The 20,540-nt window shown below is 47.5% G+C and carries 16 protein-coding genes and 1 tRNA gene; 3 read left to right on the forward strand and 14 right to left on the reverse strand.

Features of this window, described 5'->3' with window-relative positions:
• Nucleotides 1–9: 9 nt before the first annotated feature.
• The 3 genes from D0S45_05350 to D0S45_05360 all read right to left on the reverse strand — a co-directional run bounded on the left by D0S45_05350 (nt 10) and on the right by D0S45_05360 (nt 4,314).
• Nucleotides 10–1,395, reverse strand: coding sequence for an HD domain-containing protein (locus D0S45_05350; protein TIH17984.1), 1,386 nt, complete (start codon nt 1,393–1,395; stop codon nt 10–12).
• Between the two features lie 104 nt (nt 1,396–1,499).
• Nucleotides 1,500–3,692, reverse strand: coding sequence for a HAMP domain-containing protein (locus D0S45_05355; protein ID TIH17985.1), 2,193 nt, complete (start codon nt 3,690–3,692; stop codon nt 1,500–1,502).
• A gap of 13 nt (nt 3,693–3,705) precedes the next feature.
• Nucleotides 3,706–4,314 carry a DUF4390 domain-containing protein gene (locus D0S45_05360; GenBank protein ID TIH17986.1) on the reverse strand — a complete coding sequence of 203 codons (609 nt, stop codon included), beginning with the start codon at nt 4,312–4,314 and terminating at the stop codon, nt 3,706–3,708.
• A gap of 150 nt (nt 4,315–4,464) precedes the next feature.
• Here D0S45_05360 and D0S45_05365 point away from each other — a divergent pair, with 150 nt between their 5' ends.
• The 3 genes from D0S45_05365 (at nt 4,465) to D0S45_05375 (ending at nt 8,973) form a co-directional block, all read left to right on the forward strand.
• Nucleotides 4,465–8,145 carry a DUF748 domain-containing protein gene (locus D0S45_05365; GenBank protein TIH17987.1) on the forward strand — a complete coding sequence of 1,227 codons (3,681 nt, stop codon included), beginning with the start codon at nt 4,465–4,467 and terminating at the stop codon, nt 8,143–8,145.
• Between the two features lie 173 nt (nt 8,146–8,318).
• On the forward strand, nt 8,319–8,537 hold the full coding sequence (locus tag D0S45_05370; GenBank protein TIH17988.1) for a YtxH domain-containing protein: 219 nt from the start codon (nt 8,319–8,321) through the stop codon (nt 8,535–8,537).
• A 154-nt stretch (nt 8,538–8,691) separates the two neighbouring features.
• Complete coding sequence (locus D0S45_05375; GenBank protein ID TIH17989.1) at nt 8,692–8,973, forward strand: hypothetical protein; 282 nt, start codon at nt 8,692–8,694, stop codon at nt 8,971–8,973.
• Nucleotides 8,974–9,040: 67 nt separating this feature from the next.
• Here D0S45_05375 and D0S45_05380 read toward each other — a convergent pair whose 3' ends face one another.
• The 11 genes from D0S45_05380 to D0S45_05430 all read right to left on the reverse strand — a co-directional run bounded on the left by D0S45_05380 (nt 9,041) and on the right by D0S45_05430 (nt 20,351).
• Entirely contained in the window at nt 9,041–9,727 is a 687-nt protein-coding gene (locus D0S45_05380; protein TIH17990.1) for a class I SAM-dependent methyltransferase, read from the reverse strand.
• Between the two features lie 57 nt (nt 9,728–9,784).
• Nucleotides 9,785–10,759, reverse strand: a complete 975-nt coding sequence (locus D0S45_05385) for a glycosyltransferase (GenBank protein TIH17991.1) — start codon at nt 10,757–10,759, stop codon at nt 9,785–9,787.
• A gap of 72 nt (nt 10,760–10,831) precedes the next feature.
• Nucleotides 10,832–12,649 (reverse strand): hypothetical protein, encoded by a 1,818-nt coding sequence (locus D0S45_05390; GenBank protein ID TIH17992.1) that lies wholly within the window; start codon nt 12,647–12,649, stop codon nt 10,832–10,834.
• A gap of 235 nt (nt 12,650–12,884) precedes the next feature.
• Nucleotides 12,885–14,864 (reverse strand): transketolase, encoded by a 1,980-nt coding sequence (gene tkt, locus D0S45_05395; GenBank protein ID TIH17993.1) that lies wholly within the window; start codon nt 14,862–14,864, stop codon nt 12,885–12,887.
• 136 nt (nt 14,865–15,000) lie between these two features.
• On the reverse strand, nt 15,001–15,432 hold the full coding sequence (gene rpiB / locus D0S45_05400) for a ribose 5-phosphate isomerase B (GenBank protein TIH17994.1): 432 nt from the start codon (nt 15,430–15,432) through the stop codon (nt 15,001–15,003).
• A 161-nt stretch (nt 15,433–15,593) separates the two neighbouring features.
• A tRNA-Tyr gene (locus tag D0S45_05405) sits at nt 15,594–15,678 on the reverse strand.
• A gap of 24 nt (nt 15,679–15,702) precedes the next feature.
• Entirely contained in the window at nt 15,703–16,026 is a 324-nt protein-coding gene (locus D0S45_05410) for a hypothetical protein (GenBank protein ID TIH17995.1), read from the reverse strand.
• Nucleotides 16,027–16,056: 30 nt separating this feature from the next.
• Entirely contained in the window at nt 16,057–16,857 is an 801-nt protein-coding gene (locus tag D0S45_05415) for a hypothetical protein (GenBank protein TIH17996.1), read from the reverse strand.
• Nucleotides 16,854–18,605, reverse strand: coding sequence for a hypothetical protein (locus D0S45_05420; GenBank protein TIH17997.1), 1,752 nt, complete (start codon nt 18,603–18,605; stop codon nt 16,854–16,856). The genes D0S45_05415 and D0S45_05420 overlap by 4 nt, the downstream gene beginning before the upstream one ends.
• Entirely contained in the window at nt 18,602–19,390 is a 789-nt protein-coding gene (locus D0S45_05425) for an HD domain-containing protein (protein ID TIH17998.1), read from the reverse strand. The genes D0S45_05420 and D0S45_05425 overlap by 4 nt, the downstream gene beginning before the upstream one ends.
• On the reverse strand, nt 19,383–20,351 hold the full coding sequence (locus D0S45_05430; GenBank protein ID TIH17999.1) for a sigma-70 family RNA polymerase sigma factor: 969 nt from the start codon (nt 20,349–20,351) through the stop codon (nt 19,383–19,385). The genes D0S45_05425 and D0S45_05430 overlap by 8 nt, the downstream gene beginning before the upstream one ends.
• Nucleotides 20,352–20,540 lie beyond the last annotated feature (189 nt).

Below are 20,540 nucleotides of genomic sequence, written 5' to 3' on the forward strand. Positions count from 1 at the left end.
TGCTTCCGTTTATGTTTCAAAGGAAAAATTATCTTCTTCGATCAGTTGGGTGCAGGCGTCAACAACTTCGGGATCATACGATGTTCCTCGTCCGCGTGCAATTTCTGCCATGGCCTTGGGCAATCCCAGTGCCGCACGGTAAGGGCGGTGGGAACTCATGGCTTCCACCACGTCAGCTACAGAAATAATCCGGGCTTCCCGTAGGATGCTGTCACCGCTTAATCCATTAGGATAGCCGGTTCCGTCTATACGTTCATGATGCTGGAGTACTATCTTGGCCACCGGCCATGGGAAGGAAATGCCCTTAAGAATCTCGTAACCGGCTTCACTATGGGTTTTCATCAGATTCATTTCCAGATCGGTCAAGCGGGTCGGTTTGGACAAAATTTCAGCCGGGATGGATATTTTACCCACATCGTGCAGGATTCCGGCGATCCTGATACTGTTGATTTCCTCGGCGGAAAGCTTCATTTTTACAGCGATGCGGCAGGCCAGCTCCGCCACTCGCTGCTGGTGCCCGGAGGTGTAAGGGTCGCGTTTTTCAGACATGGCGGTCAGGGAAGCAACTGTCTCATCAAAAGTTCGCCTCAGTTGAGCCAGACTTTCCTTTAGGGCATCTTCACTTTTTTTCAGCTCTGAAATATCACGCAGTACAACTACCTTGCCCACGATTTCGTTTTTTTCTTCAATACCGGAAACATTTACTGATACCGGGATTATTCCCTGCGGTCCTCGGAGGACGGCGTCACCGTGAATTGAATCGTTTTCAGAAAAAAACTCAATGGATTTCATTGTCTCAATTTCCAGAATATCTATTGTTTCCTGAAAATTTCGGCCGAAAAAGCTGTCTATCTCGTTGTCCATGAGTGAACATGCCGCTTTATTCATAGATTTGATGCGGCCATTGCTGTCGGTGGTGATGACCGCATCATCAATGCTGTCAAAGGTAGTCTTCAGCCAACGTCGGTTTTCGTTAAGAGTGCTTTCCGCACGGTGTTTGTAGAGGGCCATTTCAATAGTCAGGTTCAGTTCCCGATCCTCAAAGGGTTTGATGATGTAGCCGAATGGCTCGGTTATCTTGGCTCTTTTCAGGGTGTCATTGTCAGCATAGGCAGTAAGGTAAATGATGGGAATATGGTATTCTTTGTTGATTACAGCCGCAGTATCTATACCATCCATGTCCCCTTCCAGCATAATATCCATGAGGATTAGATCCGGATGATCTTTCCCGATAATCTGCACGGCCTGCTCTCCGGATGTAGCCACTGCGGCCACATGGTAGCCGAGTGCCTTAAGTCGTCCCTGTATATCCAAAGAAACGATTGCTTCATCCTCCACAATCATAATGCGGGGCGGGGCATTTTGACCTGCATTTTTTTCAGAGTAAGAAATCATGTGAATTCCATTTGTTATTGGTCACAAGAGTGAATGATTATTTTGAGATACGGTACTACACTAAACGATATCATAAGTATCAGGCAAGCATAAGGAAGAATATATCAGGTGGGAAGCTCCAGCACGAAAGTCGTTCCGTGGGGGTCGGCCGGTTTGACCCTGATGAAGCCGCGATGGTCGGTTACGATTGATTTGACAATGGTCAGGCCAAGTCCGGTTCCGCTTTTTTTGCTGGAGAAATATGGTTCAAACATTCTGGAGCGCTCGTCGGCAGAAAGTCCGGGGCCGTTGTCCTGTACCTCGACTCTCAGCCAGCCAAGGGTGGCATCATGCATGGCGGTAATGGTGACAGTAGGGGATTCGCATTCATCCAATGCTTCCGCAGCATTGGTGAGCAGATTGATCAGGGTGCGGCGCATAGCTTCACGGTCCAGTTCCAATTGCGGCAGTTCACCATCAAAGCTTAGGGACCATTCAATATTGCTGTGGCTGTTGCGGTAGAGGCTGACCACTTCTTCAAGCAGGGGGGTGATGTTGTCCGGCTTGAGCCGCACTTCAGGCAGTTTGGCATAGGCGGAAAATTCCTGAACCATCTGTTGCAGGTGTTCCACTTGGGAGATGATCAGATCCGTACTTTCCCTGAAAACATTATCTTCTATTTCGGAGCCGAACTTGCGTTGCAACCGCTGGGCTGAAAGTTTGATAGGAGTGAGGGGATTCTTGATTTCGTGGGCGATGCGTCTGGCCACTTCACGCCATGCCGCAATGCGCTGCATTTTTTCCAGCTCGGTAATATCTTCAAACACTGCCACGATACCGGTACTTGATTCTCCAGCTTTGAGGGCCACTACGTTGACCAGAAATTTTCTGTGCCTTCCTTCCACTGTGAGGGAAAGCTGTCTCTGCCACTGGGAGAATGGGCTGGTGGCCATGTGGGAGCGTGCTTCGGCAATTAGCGAGGCCAGATCCCCTTCTGGGAGCAGGGCCAACGGATCTCTGCCGTGTACAAAGCGGGCTTCAATGCCCAGCATTTCTTCAATGGCTGAGTTGACGGTGCTGATCTTCCCTTCTTCGTTAAGGGAAATGACCCCGGCAGTAATGTTGTTGAGCACCGCTTCCATGTAGCGGCCTCTGCGTTCCAGTTCCTGATTCTGCTGGGCCAGTCTTTCGTTGGCGGTTTTTAGGCTTTTCTGGCTGTCTTCAAGGTCTTCAGCCATGCGGTTGAAGGACTGGACCATGAAGCCCAGTTCATCGTCGGAGCGATCTTCAAGACGTACGGTCAGGTCGCCTCTGGCAATGCGCTGCGAACCTGCGGCCAAGGCCTGAATAGGTGCGGAAAGTTCTTTGGAAAGTCGGAATCCGAACCAGATGGAACCGAGAATGATCAGCAGGGTAGTAACGCCAAGGGTCAGATAAAGACTCATCTTGAGCGGATATTTGAGGGTTTTGAGCTGCTTGTATTCATCAAGGCCGCGTACAACCTGATCAAGCTTGTAAAGCAGCCCCTGTCCGATGTTTTCCCCGATGATCAGGAATCCGGTTTTACCGTCGTCAACCGGGAGAATACCGATGACCATGTCGTTACCGGGCATGGGATGAATGGTGGACCAGAATCGCGGATTCTTTTTCATGTCCTCCCAGTCTACCTTGGCGTTGATCTCTGACCAGGCTTTGTCCCATGATCCTTGTGAATACCAGTTGATCTTCTTGCGGTCGGGCCGGATAACCCCGAGCAGACCGAGGTCATATTCCCCCAGTTTTTTACCGAGGAATTGTTTCATGGATTTACCGCCCCATGCATAGCGGTTCTCCTTGATGGTCTCAAGAATATTGTCTCCGCGCCGCTCAAGACCTTCCTGCGCCGAAGCATAAAAGGCTCTTCCCAGTTCAAGGGATTGGACCATGGATTCCTCAACCTGATTTTTGAACCAGTAATCCACGGAAACCTGCACAAATTGCATAGCCATGAAGAACATGAGCAGGGTAGGCACCAATGAAAGAGTCATGAAAGAGAGGACCATACGCGTTCGCAGTTTGGAGCCGAGAACCCTACGCCTTCGCTCAAGGAGCAGTTTGACCCCGTTGCGGACCACGATGAACAGAACAATGAGCAGCAGGATGAAGTTCAGGTTGAATAATCCTACGAAAAGGTAAGAGTTGACCCCGATGTACTTAAGCTGCACAAAACCAAGCCCCACAAAAATCAGCAGACAGAAGAAGGCTAGATAGTATTCTCGCTGTCTGCGTTTTCGTTCTTTGGTGTCGGGTACACTTATTTTAATGTTCTGCTCGGTCATGGTGGTCCTGAAATCAGTATGTGAAATCTAATTGGTAAGTTGCGGCCGGGATTATATCCCATGACCAGAAAAAGAGGGTGTTCTTCAGCCATGCGGGAACTTCGGTGCGGTCAAGACGGACTTTTAACCGTAGATTGTATCTTTCCCCACGCTTAAGGGTGGACCATGGACCCAGATCAAGGACAAAGCTCTTCCATTCTTCGCGCAGGAGTATGGATAAGCTTTTGTTTTTGAATATCTTGCCTCCCGGTTTTTCCAGCACAAATTGATTGGAGAGGGAGTCGAAGTATAGTTTGCTATTGTATGTCTTGCTTGCAACCTTTGAGTCCAGCCAGACGCTTTTGTTTTCAAAAAGCGAGGCTTTGCATTCAAGCTTGAGTTTTATGCCGTTTTGCAGGGCTTCTTCCACCTGAGTGTCGGCGGTAAGTTCAATACCGAAGCGGGCCATGATGGAACCGGCCTGATTGTCCAGCACCATATTCTTGAGTTGCAATGAGCTGGCTTGAGCTGTTCCGGGAAGGAATAGAATGAAAAAGCTCAGCCATAAGATTAGCCCTTTCCATGCATTGAAGGTTGGGTATGCTTGCTGAGTCATGTTTATCATTGATCTTTCTGCTTTCATTAGAAATCTTTTCCTCCCGTTTCCGAGCTTAACGTATCAGCCGCCAATCATTTGTTCAACTCCATGATTGCAGTGTGTTACAATTGATATGAAACTGTCTTTTCATACCGTAATGATGTATTAATAAGAGATCGGAGGTCCTAGAATCCTATGTTAAATAAAATACGCGAACAATGGAGCAGGCTTAATCGTCCGGGTAAGGCCGGGGTGATAATAGCCGGGGTGCTTATTTTTTATACGCTTGTCGGTTTTTTTCTTGTTCCTTTCACCATCAAGAAAGTTGCCCTTTCCAAGCTGCCCTCACTGCTGAACAGGCCGGTGCGTATTGAGCAGGTTGAGTTGAACCCTTACACCCTGAATTTTTCGATTCATGGTTTAGAGATCGGCAAGAAGGAGGGGGAAGGGAATCTGTTTGCGTTCAAAACATTTGATCTCAACCTTGATTCATTTTCTCTGTTCCGTTTTTCCTTGATTTTGGACCAGATCAGAATTTTGGACCCGCAAGTTGATTTATCCATTTTCCGCGGCGGGAGCAGTATTTCCGATCTTATCCCGGAAGGTGATGTTGAAGAACAGCCCGAGGGAGCAGACGAAGAAAAGTCTTTTTTCCCGTTTATTGTCCGTGATTTAGACGTAACGAACGGAACATGCAGAGTTTATGATAAAGTTCGTGATGTGCGTCATGAAATTTCCGGTCTGGATTTGTTCGTGCCTTTTACCTCTTCCCTAAGCCGGGATAATGATAAACAGGTACAGCCTACTCTTAATATGGTCATCAATGGTACTCCCTTTGCTATGAAGGGACATTCCCTGCCTTTTAATGAAAGTCTGAAGACCGAGTTCGATTTCTCTCTTAAAAATGCGCAGCTGGCTGAGTACTGGCCATACCTGCCTATTTACGAAACCACTGAGCTTAAAAGCGGTAGCTTGAGTTCAGATCTGGTGCTTTCCTTTGAGCGCAGTGATTCGCTGCTGCCGAGGGTGTTGATCGGTGGTAAGGCCAACATTTCAAATTTCGATCTTGCAGCTAGAAAAGGTCCTTCCCTGCTCAAATTTAAAAAATTGGATGTGGATATTGAAGAGGTACGAATTCTTAGACGTGTGGTGAAGATCTCTTCCATCCGTTTGAGCGATCCTTATCTAAAAGTCGGCCTTAAAGAAGATGGCAGCCCGGATTTGCTTGACTATCTTACCCCTTCAATTGAGGCCGGAGAGAAATCCAAGAAAGCTGGAACTGAAACAGAAAGCCGACCTGCATTAGCTGCGTTGGTTAAGGATTTCAAGCTTGATAACGGGTTGGTGGATTTTACCGACAATGCGTTTGGTAAGGGATTCAACAAGAAAATCGGGCCGATCATGGTTCATGCCAGTAACGTAAGCACTGCCGAAAACGGAGCCGGAACATGGGATTTTCGTATCGGTTCCAACTCTACTGAAATTCTCAGCGGGCAGGGCGGTATGACTGTCATCCCCCTTTCGGTAAATGGTTCAGTTGCTGTGGAAGATCTGGATATTCCCGATTACCACGTTTACCTTGATGATCCCCTGCCTCTTGATGTTGCCCGCGGCAAGGTTGGGCTGGGCAGTGATTTCCAGTTCGCAGCGCAGAATGGTTCAGTGCGGTTGGATAATATCCGGGTCAATGTGGATTCTCTTGATCTGCAACCCAAGGGCGGCGGTAAGACCTTGATCGGGCTGGACGGATTTGTCATGAGCAACGGTACGGTGGACGTAAACAAAAAATCAGTGGTCATAGATTCTATCGATCTCAATAAACTTCTGATCCGGCTCATGCGTGATAAAAAGGGTATTGACCTGCTCAAGCAGATTAAAAAGCACCAGAAGCAGGTCAAATCCAAGGGCGTTGGGATTCCAGTCAAACAATCCGAAGAATCAACAGAAGCAGCCGATGCGGAGGGTGATCCATGGCAAGTGGTCCTGAACAGATTCAATCTTGTTGATTCAGCCTTTGAATTTACTGACCGGGCAGCCACGAAAAAGACGGTCACCAGTATCAGCAATATTAAAGTCGGGGTTAGCGGGCTGACCTTTCCTGAAAAACAACCTCTTAAGCTGGCTCTTTCAGCCGTGGTTAACAAGCGCGGTTCTATCGATATTAACGGGCAGGCCGGGCCGCAGTCTCTTACGGGCAAGGGCAGTGTGCTGGTTCGAAAATTACGCTTACGCGATTTTAACGGCTACCTGCCCCCGCAGATGCAGATGAATATCGCCCGCGGGCATGTAGACGTACACGGCAATTGGAATTTTTCAGCGGCAAATGAGCCTGTGGCTGGATATACAGGCAAGGTTCAGCTTAAGGATCTGCTCATCCGTGACAATCAGGGTAACAAGCAGTTTTTCCATCTGGATGATTTGGCTGTGCGTGAGATCGATTTCCGGTCCGCACCGCTTAAAGTCAAAGTAGGGTCTATTGCCGTGCTGGCTCCGCAAGCAAATCTTGAGCGCGAAGCTGACGGCACTTTCAATATTGCTCGCATGCTGACCGGCAAGCGGGCCGAGCCTGTGGATGAAGATGCCGTTGAAGAGCAGGCCGAGCAGGCGGCGGAGAAAGCTGAAGTGGCTCGGGTGAAAGGTGTTGCCCCGGCAGACGGAGTAGCCGAACTAAAAGCACCTAGCGAAGCGGAGAAAAAGGAAAATTTTGTTTCCGTGAGCAAGATTTTCATGAGCAACGGCACGGTTACCTTTAAAGATTACGCTGTCTCTCCGGCCTTTGAACTGGATATTACCAAGATGCGTTCTGCGGTGCGTGGTCTTGAGCTGCCTCATGGAGAGCGCACCGATATTTCATTCAATGCCACCCTTGATCGTCAATCTCCATTGGTGGCTGAAGGTTTCCTACAACCCACATCCGAAGGTGCGGATACCGATATCACTGTTTCCCTTGCCAATCTGGATATGACTCAGCTTTCACCTTACACTGAGAAATTCATTGCTTATCCGGTCAGTACCGGCATGCTCAGCTCTGATGTGGGGGTTAAGTTGCGCGGCAAGATCGTAGCCGTGGATAATGTTTTTGATATCTACCAGTTTGAGGTGGGCGAGAAGGTGGATAACCCGGATGCCCCCAGCATCCCTATCGGTCTCGGCTTGGCTTTGCTCCGGGACAGCAGTGGTAATATTCGGCTTGATATTCCGGTGGAGGGAGATCTTTCAGATCCCCAATTCAAGCTGGGCAAGGTTATCGGCCGGGCCATCGTCAACCTGCTGGTTAAGGCCGTTACTTCGCCCTTCGCCTTGATAGGCGCGCTGGTGGGCGGGGGGGAGGATATGGATGTGATGGCTTTTGAACCAGGTAAGGCTGGTTTTAAGGAAGGGGAGTTGTCCAAGGTTGAGTCTGTTGCCAAGGCCATGGCTGATCGTCCGGGCCTTAAGCTTGAGATCAGCGGATTTACCGCTCCCGAGGATATTCCGGCCATGGAAGAGGCCGAGTTTCGCAGGCAGGTGGCCATGCCCAAGTTTCTCGATCTTGAAGGCGATGAGAATGCGCCTACTTCAGTTGACGAAGTGGTGGTCAGCGCGGAAGAGTATCCCGAGTATCTGGAAGCGGCCTACAAGGATGCAACCTTTGAAAGGCCGACTAACTTCTTAGGTATAGTGGTGGCTCAGCCCGTGCCGGATATGGAAAAAGCCTTGCGGGATCATATCAAGATCAGCGATACTCAGTTGGCGGACTTAGCGCGGAGCAGGGCTGAGAAAGTCCGCACCAAGCTTGTGGAAGAATCCGGTATTGAGCCGGGACGTGTTTTCCTCAAGGGAATGTCTGCTACCGGAAAAGGAACCGGACCGCGTGTTGAGTTGGGGTTGCAGTAAGAAGTTAAGATGCGCTACGCGCTTTTGAGATGAAATGATTTCGCCTCCGGCGGGCAGAAGGCCGAGGGCCCTCTGCATTCCCCATTAGGGCTTTGCCGCTGGGGTCGGGGTAATTTGCTATAGTTAACAACCCGTATCCCCCTATTGGAGTGGAACAATTTTGGAGGTATTTTATGAGTTGGTTGAAAAAAGTAGTTTATGTTCTTTGTCTGGTTGCCATGATGGCTGTTGTTTCCGGTTGCGAAGATAACAACGGTGCTGGCGAAAAGCTCGGCAAGCAGTTCGATCAGGCCATGGAACAGGCCAAAGACAAAGCTGATGAGATGAGCGATCAGGCCAAAGATGCATACGAGGATGCCAAGGATAAGGCTAAGGAAGCTTTGGATAATTAGTATCTTTTTTTAATTTTATCAGGAACTATTTAAAACCGCCGGACTTAATGGTCCGGCGGTTTTTTCGTGTGCGGGAATGGATAAATTGACTTGTTTCCGGTTCAGTGGTTCATTGGGCAGGTTGAGAATACCCGTACCATTTGGAGGAAATAAAATGGCTGAATATACATATGAAAGTCTGGAAGCATTGCTCAAGGAAAAGCTCGGTGACAACATGCCCGAATGGGCCATGGAAGATATCCACGAGGCCCTGAAGATAACCGAGAAGATGGAAGAAGAGGGCTGGAAGTTCAAGCTGGCAGACCTAAGCCGGGGCAGCATGACTGAAACCGACTGGCGCGCCACCCTGAGCAAGGATGACAAAAAATTCTCCGGGCAGAGCGATCATGCGGCATTGGCGGTTTGTGTTGCTGTGGCGGATGCGATTGTGGGGTAGGAGAGGGGGAAGGTGTTCAAGACATTACTCCCCTCACAAGATTAAAGTTTGTGATTACTCATTAGTTCTATGGAATATTACGACATTCCAGATATTGATAGAGGGATAGGTATGGGCATATACCAAAAGTTTTGATTTTAATGTCATTAAAATACAGCTTTAAAATTTCTGTTACTTCTTCTGCTGTGTTGACATGCTCGTGGCGGATTAGTTCAAAGTAGTCGAGTTGATATTTAAGTCTAAATTCGAGACCTGTACCTATTAATTGAGCTAAGTACCAAAGCGGAGTCCCTTCACTGGGAATGGCTACTTGCAATACTCCATCAGGTTTAAGAAGGTTGCGACATTGGTTAACGAGATCTGGTAAGTCACATATATGCTCAAATGCAGCAATGCTTAAAATACGGTCATATTGAGCCTTTGGTAGATCAATAATATTGTTGTATATATATCTTACATGCCTGAGGTTGCGACTTCCTTTGTAGAGTCCTTCATATGGTTCAACTATATCATATGATGTAAAATTATTTTCGTATGGGATGTGATTGAGTGTTCCTGCCCCAATTTCAAGAATGCTCCCTTCAGCCTTCGATTCAGCTATTTTTATATGCATCCATTTCTCTAAAGTTGTGGCAACGAATGAGGCTGTAGTCTCTCCTTCCCTATTTGCTTTGTAATGCTCGTGATATATCTTTTGAAGCTCATCAGAGAGAGGCGGCCTTTTCTTGGGGAATTTATGTAAAATATTACTCATTGGAATTGCTATCCTTTATTGAATTATATTCAAGGTTTTATTAAGTAAATGTCGTTATTACATTTGCTTATGGCGATTTTTGTCTAGCAGTTGGGCATTCATCTCTTTGATAAAGTAAGTTGGGCGTTTTTTGCTCCCTAAGTATGTTTTGCCAACATATTCTCCAATAGTACCTAGGAAAATAAGCTGTATCGCGCCCAAGATGAGTATCGCAGCCATAATGGAAGACCATCCGGGGACAGTGTTTCCAATTAAGAATTGGATAATGATATATGCTAAGTACGCGAGGGCAATAAGTAGAACTCCAGACCCAATTAATGATGCTGCCCGTAGTGGAATAAGGCTGAAAGAGGCTACTCCATTAATTGCTAAGCCTAGCATTTTTTTCAAATTGTATTTGCTCTTTCCGTATTGCCTACTGTTAGGTTCATATTCAATGTATTCTTGTGTAAATCCCAGCCATGGAATTATTCCACGCCAAAAATATACATCCTCATTTAAATTTCGACACGCTTCTACTACCTTGCGATCTAAAAGTCTGAAATCAGCAGTTCCCGGTTTGATATTCAAATTAGAAATTTTGTTGATTATTTTATAGAATGTGCTTGATGTAAATTTTTTGAGAAAAGGAAGGTTTGGATCTTCCTTTCTAACTGAGTGGACAATATCTGCACCTTGAGACCACCTGTCGATGAAGGTAATCATTAATTCAGGTGGGTGTTGTAAATCTCCATCCATAGAGATAACGCAGTCTCCGGTTGCGTGGTCAAGACCTGCCTTAAGCGCACATTGATGTCCCCAGTTTCTTGAGAGGGATATGAAATTAATATTCTCGTGTTTTGAACTTAAGCTCTGTAATTGTAAGAGAGTTCTATCTGTGCTCCCATCGTCAACGAAGATGATTTCAAAGTTATAATTTTTAAGGACTTCAGTTATTTTATCACATATTAGAGGGACATTTTGTTCTTCATTGAGAACGGGTACTACTACACTGATTTTTTTTGTTTTGATGTCAAAAGTGTTTTCTTGCATGTTAAATGATTGGTTGTCCCTGTTTGTGAAGGCTGTTTAGATATATAAAGCTAGTATTGGTCAGATCGTGTTTTAGTTGGCAATAAACCAATGCGGTTTGGAGTGAGTAAACTCTTTTATCCCTCTCTTGCGATAGTGTGCAATTACGCAGTAGGTCTCGCCTGACTTGTCCAGTGTTATATTTAGTTCTGGAGTTAGGGTTTGAATTGTTTTTCCTTGAGATCCTCTAGCAATTACTTGCCAGATAATTTCTAAGTTTCCACTTTGGTCAAAAGGTGTGAACATAAATTTATATTTGCCCTTGCCCAGTGAAGTAGGAGAGATAACTAAAAGAGGTTCGTTCATTTTAACCACGATTAACTTGTCGGTGGTTATAATAGATCCTTTTTGAGGATAAGTAGGCATTCCGAGAGCTATTCTTGATGCCTCAAGCACGTCCTTTTGGTCCATAATAGGTGCAATTTTGTAACCTAGAACGGAGAGGATTGTTGTAAACTTATGACTTTGGTTCGCTCTACTTAGTCCAACGAAATTACCTGAGTACCCGGAGTTGCCTTCGTTGGAGAAGGGAGGGGTTGTTTCAGTTTTGAGGTATTGGTTGGGAAGGTTGCCTATTATAGCCAGCTTCTTATCGCATGAAAAGCCTGGAGTTTCTTCAATTCTGGAAAATATTCTGCTGACTGTTTGAGTGGATGCTTGGGTTATTAGATGGGCCCTGTAGTACTGGGCATTTGTTCTGGTTGTGAAGCTGATGATAATAAATACGCATATTAAAATAGTAATGTTTTTTGACAATTTAAAATCATCAGCTGCAATAGCTATGGTTGTGCATAAGACTATTACGGCCCCATAGGTCTGCATATATGTAATCTCTGAGAAGGGAGCAACAATAGGAATAATTATTGCTGCAATGAGAGTTGTTAAAAAAACGATAGCAATAATGGATAAATTGACTGTGATGTCCTTAATGGATTTGTATAACCTTTGCTTGTATAGAACTGTAGCGCATGCAATTAAAGAGATGATCCAAATAGATGGCTGTAAGAAGGACTGAAATTTAAAGAAAGAATTATTCAGCAGCCCGAAATAGCATGAGATGATTTTCTGCAAAGAAAGAATTGAAAGAGAAAGAGTACCCATCTGGTCTGCACCCTGATAGCTGGATAAAGGAGTTCCGTCTAAGTAAGTGATTGTTTTTACAAGTACTATATATATGAGACCTGCGCTGATTCCAAACGCGATAAATCTGACTGCTTTTTTAAAAAAAAGCTTAAGCATAGGTTTATCGCCGAGATTATTATCGATAGCAAATTTTAAGAGGATTGCGGTGCAAAGACTCGCGCTTACGCAAAGATAGGTTTGGTATATACCCAATGATAGTGAGAGGATTAGTGCTCCACAAAAGAAATTTACTTTTCCTTCTTTGTTAGCGAAATATACTGCTAAAACAGAAGTGAAGCAAGATACAGCATAGACAAGTATGGCTAAGTTATATGTCATCGCTATTGCAAAAGCAGGGTAGGATATAAAAATTACAGCAATTAAAACTTTAATGAATGTTGTCTTTGCAGAGAGAAGCTTAGCAATGATTGTCCCTGAGAGTGATGCTAAAAAAATAAATATGAATGTATGTAGAAATTGCAGCGGGTAACTGTCAGTTATATTGTAGAGAGGGCCATATAAAAACCTTCCAGAGATCAATAGGTTGATGTATCCGCTTAACTGGAAATCTTCATTAATAAAAAAATTCACCATTGCGGCGCCATGGATACAAAAACCGAGGAACAGAGTTATTAAGAAGGCGTTAAGGTCACTCTTAGATATGTTAGAGTGTTTTTCTTTAATGTAGTTTTCGATGTCAAAATCAAGAAACTTTTGTTCTGTATTCATAGGTTTAGCTCAGGATGTTTTTATTCTTTTGTGCTTGAATGACGAGTTGAAGCATTTTAATTTCAAAAAGAAAATAAGTATGTTCTAGATATGTAAAAAGTTATCTGTAACTAGCAATTTTGAACTTTTGTTGCAAGTTCTTCTGGGGCGAAGAGGGCAAGCTTACTGTTACAAAAAATCCCCCCGGAACAACCGTTCCGGAGGGATTTTCAATTTTTATGTATCGAACCAGCTACTAGAACTGTTTCTTCATCAGCTCGGCGAGGTTGGCGGCGGTGAAGCCGTATTTCTCTGCAAGCTGGGTTGCGGGTGCGGATGCGCCGAAGTGGTCGATGCCGAGTACTGCGCCGTCGAGGCCTACGTACTTGTACCAGCCTTCGGGGCGGCCTGCTTCTGCTGCTACGCGGGTGCGGACATTGGGATCGAGTACGGAATCTTTGTACTGCTGATCCTGCTCTTCGAAGAGTTCCACGGAGGGCATGGAGACCACACGGATCTTTTTGCCTTCGATCATGGAAGCAGCCTCAATGGCGAGGGATACTTCGGAACCGGCGGCAATGGCGATCATATCCGGGGTGCCTTCGCAATCCTTCACAATGTAACCACCGCGCTTAACGCCTTCTTCAACCTGCGGGTACTCATCTTTGCCGAGGACGGGCAGTCCCTGACGGGTGAGCATGAGGGAGGAAGGGCGCTTGGTCTGGGCCATGGCGATTTCTAGGCAGGCTGCGGTTTCACGTGCATCTGCGGGGCGGAGCACCAGCAAGTTGGGGATGAGACGCAGAGAAGATACGTGCTCAATGGGCTGGTGGGTGGGGCCGTCTTCACCTACATAGAATGAATCGTGAGTGTAGATGTAGAGGACCGGCAGGTGCTGCAATGCGGACATTCGCATGCCGTTTCTGCAATAGTCGGAGAAGGTCAGGAAAGTTGCGCCGAAGGGGATTACGCCGCCGTGCAGGGCCATACCGTTAAGGATAACGGACATGGGGAATTCACGGACACCGAAAGCTAGGTTGCGTGCGGTCTTGCCGTCAATGGCGAAGTCGCCAACCTTTTTGCGGAAGTTCGCAGTCTGGTTGGAGGGATCGAGGTCCGCGGAACCACCCACGAGAGTGGGTAGAGCGTCGGTGATGGCGTCGAGGCATGCGCCCCATGCCTTACGGGTTGCAATAGACTGACCAGCTTCAAATTCGGGCAGCTCAAGTTTGATCTCGTTGCGGGGAGTGTTGGCATTAGCCCAGAAAGCGGCGATTTTTTCGTCTGCGGCCAGTGCTGCGTCGGATTTTTCTTTCCACTGAGCTGCCAGTGCTTTGAGATCGGGGAAACGGGCCTGAAAATGTTCAACAACATCTTCGGGAACGTAGAAAGTTTCTTTTTCAGGAAGACCGAAGCATTTTTTGGTGGATTCGATTTCTTCGTGGGAAAGCGGGGAACCGTGAGTGGAGTGGCTGCCTTCGCAGGTTGCTGCGCCTTTAGCCATTACGGTTTTACCGATGATCAGGGTAGGCTTGGAAGTTTCAGCCTGACCTGCTTTCACTGCTTCGCGGATGGCATCGTGGTCGTGACCGTCGATTTCCACAACGTGCCAGCACATGGCTTCGAAAACCTTTTTGAAATCGGTGCAGTCGCACTTGCTGGTGGGGCCTGCGAGCTGGATGTCGTTGGAATCGTAGTAAACAACAAGCTTACCGAGTCCCCAGAGTCCGGCGAGGGTTGCAGCGCCAAGAGATACAGGCTCCTGAAAGTCGCCGTCGGAGGAGAGTACGTAGGTGTAGTGGTCTACAACGTCGTCGCTGGTGTTGGCATTGAGGAAAGCCTCAGCGGTAGCCATACCGACACCGACACAGAAACCCTGACCCAGAGGGCCGGAAGTGGCTTCAACGCCGGGGGTCATGTCGTGTTCGGGGTGACCGGGGGTGATGGAGTCCAGCTGGCGGAACTGTTTGAGATCTTCAATGGTCAGCAGTCCGCAGAGGTGCAGTATGGAGTAGAGAAGCGGAGATTCGTGACCGGCAGCCATAACGAAACGGTCGCGATCAGCCCATTCAGGATTGCTGGGGTCGAATTTAAGGAAGTCCTTGTACAGGACGTAGGCAAAGTCTGCGGAAGACATGGAACCGCCGGGATGGCCGGAATTGGCCTTGCGGATGGAGTCCATGATCAAACCTTTGACAACGTTGACCGCTTTCTGGTCCAACTGGTTGTTACTCATTTTGAGTCCCCTATTAATGGATGATATTTTATTCAGCATTCAAGTCTGACGGTTAACTGTCTCACTTTCCTGGAGAATGCTGTCTAATGTTATAAATTAAAGAATCCCGCCTGCAATTATGCTGACGGGATTTCTACTATTTATCGAAAAGATTGATTCTACGCATGTGCCGATCACCTTCAAACTCGGAGGTCATGAAGGCGCGGATGATTTCTTCCGCTAATCCAGGCCCGATCACTCGTTCACCGAGGCAGAGGATATTGGCGTTGTTGTGTGCGCGTGCCATTTTAGCCATGTACTCATTGGTACACATGGCGGCGCGGATGCCCTTGTGCTTGTTTGCAGCCATGGACATGCCGAGTCCGGTTCCGCAGATCAGGATTCCGGGAATGTTTTCCCCGGTAACCATATCGGCTACTTTTTCGGCGTAAACAGGATAGTCGCAGCTGACAGCTTCTTCAGGTCCGGCGTCTACCACATCGTAGCCCATATCAGTGAGCAGTTTGATGGCAAATGTCTTGAGGGTGAAGCCCCCGTGGTCCGAACCGATTACAACTTTACCGGCCATATCCAGATCTCCCGCGCAGGACGCTTGAAACAGCAACAGGCACACAAAAAAACAGTTCTGTCGAGAAGCATTCCCGCAGAACTATGGATTTCAGGCTGTGCTCACTGTGTTTGTAACACCCTGTACTTTTTGTTTTTATGGATTCAACCGAAGAATCAAAGTGGTGGTGGGGGGAGGATTCGAACCTCCGAAGGCGTTGCCGACAGATTTACAGTCTGTTCCCTTTGGCCACTCGGGAACCCCACCACTCTATTATGAAACCGTTACCGGTTAAATATCCATTTTACGTTCATTGTCGCGATATTTTACGTCGCGCTTAGCAGCCTGCTCTTTGCGGAGCCTACTGATTTCATCTTTGAAAAATTCGATCTGCTTTTTACACAGTTCCGCGTCACCGTCAACATCACCTGTAGTGAGTTTTCCAAGAAGCGCGTATTCTTTTTCGAGACGTTTTTCAAGCTGTGAGACTTCGAAATTTCCAAGCAGTCTTGAAACGATTCCTTTCATCTCCGCCAGCCAGACATCGAGACCTAGTTTAAAGTTTTCAAGAAGTCCACTACTTTTTTCATTAGAATTAAAATCCTGCCCGCTCATACTTCCCTCCGTTATGAAAAGCTTAACATTTTAATCAATCTTCACGTACCCGTTTTGGTCGAGACGGATTTCCTCGGAACCCTCGGGCAGCTTGAGCTGAAGAGCTTTTGCCTGCCACGGTTTGCCTGTGAAGGTCCGGGATTTTATACGCAGCAGGGCTTTGTCACCCAATTCTGTGTAAACGGCGATTTTATCCGGCAGCAGTTTGCCTGAATTATCTTCCTCGTAAGAAGATAATTCCATGCGCCATGGAATTTCGCCCCGTCCCGATATTTCCATCGGGAGTCCCTGTTCCGTCAGCACGATGGAGCTGACGGGGCCGTTGTCAAAGGTAAAACGCAGGTTCCCGTTTTCAGCAACAGGGACTGCGGTATCGTATGATTCTGGTATCAGGTTGGGATAACAGCCGGAGATAAGTCCTGCAAGGTCTTTCAGAGAGAATGGAAAGGGCAGTCCCAGTAAATGAACCGCGCGGGCCGGAGAAGAATGTGAATAGGCTGTTTTCTGCTCCGGGTAAAAGGCGGTCAGTCCGCTTTCGTCCTCCCGTATATGGGCGATGTAAGCCCCGATGCCCGCGCGAACGTCCAGCCGCAGGGGGGATGCGTATTCTCCCCAGAGGGTCATGGTGGTGCGGTGCCCGCTTCCTTTTGAAGTATAATAGAGACTGGCCTTGGCCCGGATGCCCGTTGCATTACAGTTGCCGTATTCATTGCGGAATTCATTGTAAATATTGTCGGGATCAAGCTTGATCGCGGTACGGGGCGCGCATCCGCCGAGTGCAAAAATGAGCATCAGCAGTATCAGTGCCGTGCTACCGGAGCGGGAAATCATAACTCTTCCAGTTTCCTGCGGATCTGCTCAGCGTTTTGCGGTTTAAAGCCTAAAGCCTTGCGATAACCCTTGGCAGCTGATTTTTTCTTGCCCAGTGCGGCGGCAATGTCTCCGTAATGGTCCCAGAGTTCAGGCTGCTTGGGTCTCAGGGAGACAGCTCTTTTAATCTGTTTCCATGCTTCCTCAAAATCACCCATACGGTAGTTGACCCAGGCCAGTGAGTCCAGAATGTAGCCGTTGTCCGGCTCAAGTCTGTTGGCCCTGCTGATGAGTACCATGGCCCGGTCAAGCTGCTCGTTGCGGTCGGCAAGGATATAGCCCACGAAATTGAGGGCGTCGGCATGGTCCGGGTAGCTGGAAATGATCTGTTCCATGTACTTCAGGGTCTGGTCCAGATTGCCTTCCTGTTCTTCCATTACGCCGAGCTGGAAGAGAATTTGCGGATGGTTGGGAACATGTGCATTTCCACGCAGCAGGGCGTCCTTGGCGGATTTGTTGTCACCTGCCGCTGAATGCAGACCTGCTTCCAGCAAATAAAAATTTACCGCTTCAGGGAATTTATTCTCCCCTTGTTTGATGGCTTCAAGTGCTTCCTTGTCATGTTTAAGCTCCATGAGCAGATGCGCCCTGAATTGCAGGCTGCGGTCATAGTGTTCGCTTTGAGGAGATATTTTATTAAGATAACTCAGCGCCTTGGCCGGATCGTCTTCGCCCTCGTAAGCAATGGATGCTTTGAAGAAGTAGTATGAGTCAGGCACGGTTTTCTGCTGGGCGAAAAGGTCCAGCAGGATGGAGGCCTGTCCGTAGAATTTTCCGCTGATGAATAATTGCGCTGCTTCCAGCATAAAGGCTTTGCTGCGCGGTCCTTCCATGGCCAGCTTCAGTGCCCGTTCAGGGTTGTTGAGTTTGAGGCAGAGTTCCATGAGCCGTAACCGGATATGGTTGGACACATCCGGAAATTCAAGCATTCTGGTGTAAATTTTTTCCGCGGCGTCGTAGTCTTTTTCTATTTCGTGCATGTAGGCCAGTTCACCCCATGCTTCAATGAAATCAGGTTTGACTTCAACAGCCTTGTTCAGGCTGCGGATAGCCTGCCGGGTCAAGCCCAGACCGGCACTTGCTTTGGCGTGCAGGTAGTGAATTTGCGCGGTTCTTTTCTTTTTGGGAATTACCTTGAGGATATCAAGGGCCTGCGCAAATTTATTTTGTTCAAGGTAGATGCGGGCCAAATGTCCGGTTACCGCCAGATCGTCCGGTTTTTTGAGCAGGTATTCCTTGAGTACTCCCTCAGCGTCCGCATTGCGGTTATCCACAAGATAGGTGTTGGCAAGGCTGATGGTCAGGTCCCGGCTCATGGGATATCTGGCAAGGGCTTCCTTAAGGACAGCCCGTGCTTCGTCTATCTGCTGTGAGGTCCAGTAAAGGGCAAACTTATCCAGATACAGTTTTTCCTGCGGCTCTACGGCGATGATCCGGTTTAAAACGGTCAAGGCGTCTTTTTGCAGCCGGGCAACCTCATTGATTTTCTGGGGCGTCTTCAAACCGCTCATAGCCTGTCCAAGCCTTGAGCGGTAGTCCATGTAGACCAGATAATCGTATGTCAACTGCGCTTCCGGGCTTAGCGGGAGCTGGAACTCAGGTCGGGCAGTGTTTTTAGTTGCACAGCCCTGTAACATGAGTAGGACCAGAAGGGCGGTTACAGCAACAGCCTTCAGCGGACAGCGTGAGGAGCCGGTAGTTTGTATCATACAAGCCTTTCAGGTTCTTCCTGCGGGAGATATTTGGGATCTTGGGATAATTCGACCAATTTTTCGTAGATTGCAGAGCCGATGTTGATGCCCTGAGAGATCATTTCCGGGCCGTATTCCCTTCCGGTTTCAGTTCTGAAGGTGGACTCAATGGACTTGATGATTTCAAGGCCTTTGGGAAATTTTTCGATAATTTCTTCCACAGTCCAGTCTTCGTAATCGCAGATTTCCCAGAGAGTGGTGGAGAAGTTATCCGGTCCCCAGCGGAATTTATCCGCATCGTAGAGTGCGCCGCTAAGGAGAGTCAGTTCCCGATCGTTTTCAATGGGCTTTTCCGGTTTGAAGGCTTCGTGCCGGGCGATGGACTCGGCAATGAGTTCCTTGCTGCGTTCGGAAAGGGGATAGTTGTTAAGAATCACTCTGGATGTTTCAGATCCGCGGAGAGCGTGGTTTTCATCCAGACGGCAGCAGTCGTGGAGCAGACCGGAGAATTGAGCCAGCAGGACCAGCTCACGAACGCGGTCTCCGTCCATATCATCTCCTTCTTTGAGGATGATGGCTCCGGCCTCGATGGCTACCTTTTTGGAGTGGTAGATCCCGTGGGCGTATTCATCATAAAGAAAAGGCAGTACGTCTTCCTGCAATCTGATGATTAGCGGGTGGTCAAAAAACATATCCCTTGCAAACTCGATCTGGGTTTCCAGATCACGGTAAAAAACCGGCACGGGCAAGGCCGAGGCCATTGCTTTTGCTTCTTTCTTAAGGTCGGTAAGCAGCTTATTCATTTTCAGGTATCCAGTCCTGTGAAAAGTCTTTAACTGATTCAGCCAGATGTTCCCTCAATTTTTTAAGCAGTCTTGCTTCAATCTGGCGAACTCTTTCCCTTGTTACCCCGAACTCTTCACCGATTTCCCTGAGTGTTCTGGGAGAGTCGGACAGAAGGCGGTCGTTCAGGATCACTTGTTCCTTTTCATTGAGATTTGGAACAATTGCCCTGAGTTGGTCAAGCAGTAATGTGGAAATCTCCTTGTTGGCAAGGGTTTCTTCAACTCCGGGACCAAGATCAGGTAGAAAATCCATGCGTGTGGCTTCGGAATCCTCACCGAACTTGAGGTTCAGGGAGAGGTCGTTTTTGGCCAGTCGCTGGTCCATTTCAGTTATTTCCTCTTCGCTGACATTCAATTTCTTTGAAAGCTCGGAGGTGCTCGGGTCAAAGCCGAGAGTCTGTAATCTCTGGCGTTCTTTATTCAGATTGTAAAAAAGTTTGCGCTGAGTCTGGGTGGTGCCGATTTTGACCATGCGCCAGTTATCCATAATATATTTCAGGATGTAAGCCTTGATCCAGAAGGCGGCATAGTAAGAAAATTTGATGCCCTTGTCAGGATCAAATTTATTTACGGCCTTCATCAGGCCCACGTTACCTTCTTGAATAAGGTCGAGCACATTTTGCATCCAGCGGCGCTGGAAGTCCATGGCGATCTTGACCACCAGTCTCAAATGAGAGGAGACGAGTCTGAAAGCTGCTTCCTGATCTCCGTTTTCCTGTACCCGCTTGGCAAGCTGGAATTCTTCATCCGGTTCCAGCAGGGGAAAGCGGCTGATTTCCTGAAGATATAAATGAAGAGGGTCCTTGGTTGCCACTTCGCCCTTGGCTCTTGGCGTGGGCAGGAAGTCGCCCTTGGGCGGTTTTTTAACCTCTTCATTTTCAACAGGTTCAAGCTCTACCGATTCTTTTTTAGATGGCATTGTCCTGTTAATATTTCCCTGTTCGACTGAAATTATTTGAATATTTTATTGTAAACATAAGTTCTTATCTGTAACTTGTAAGGGTATAGTTTTTATTTGTCCTTTTCAATGTTTTTAAGTAGAAGCGTTTTCAACACATTATACCCTTCTTTTGGAGTTCTCAGGAACTGTTTTTGTTTCTTTTTTCAA

The sequence above is a fragment of the Marinifilum sp. JC120 genome (assembly GCA_004923195.1).
Lineage (GTDB): Bacteria > Desulfobacterota > Desulfovibrionia > Desulfovibrionales > Desulfovibrionaceae > Maridesulfovibrio.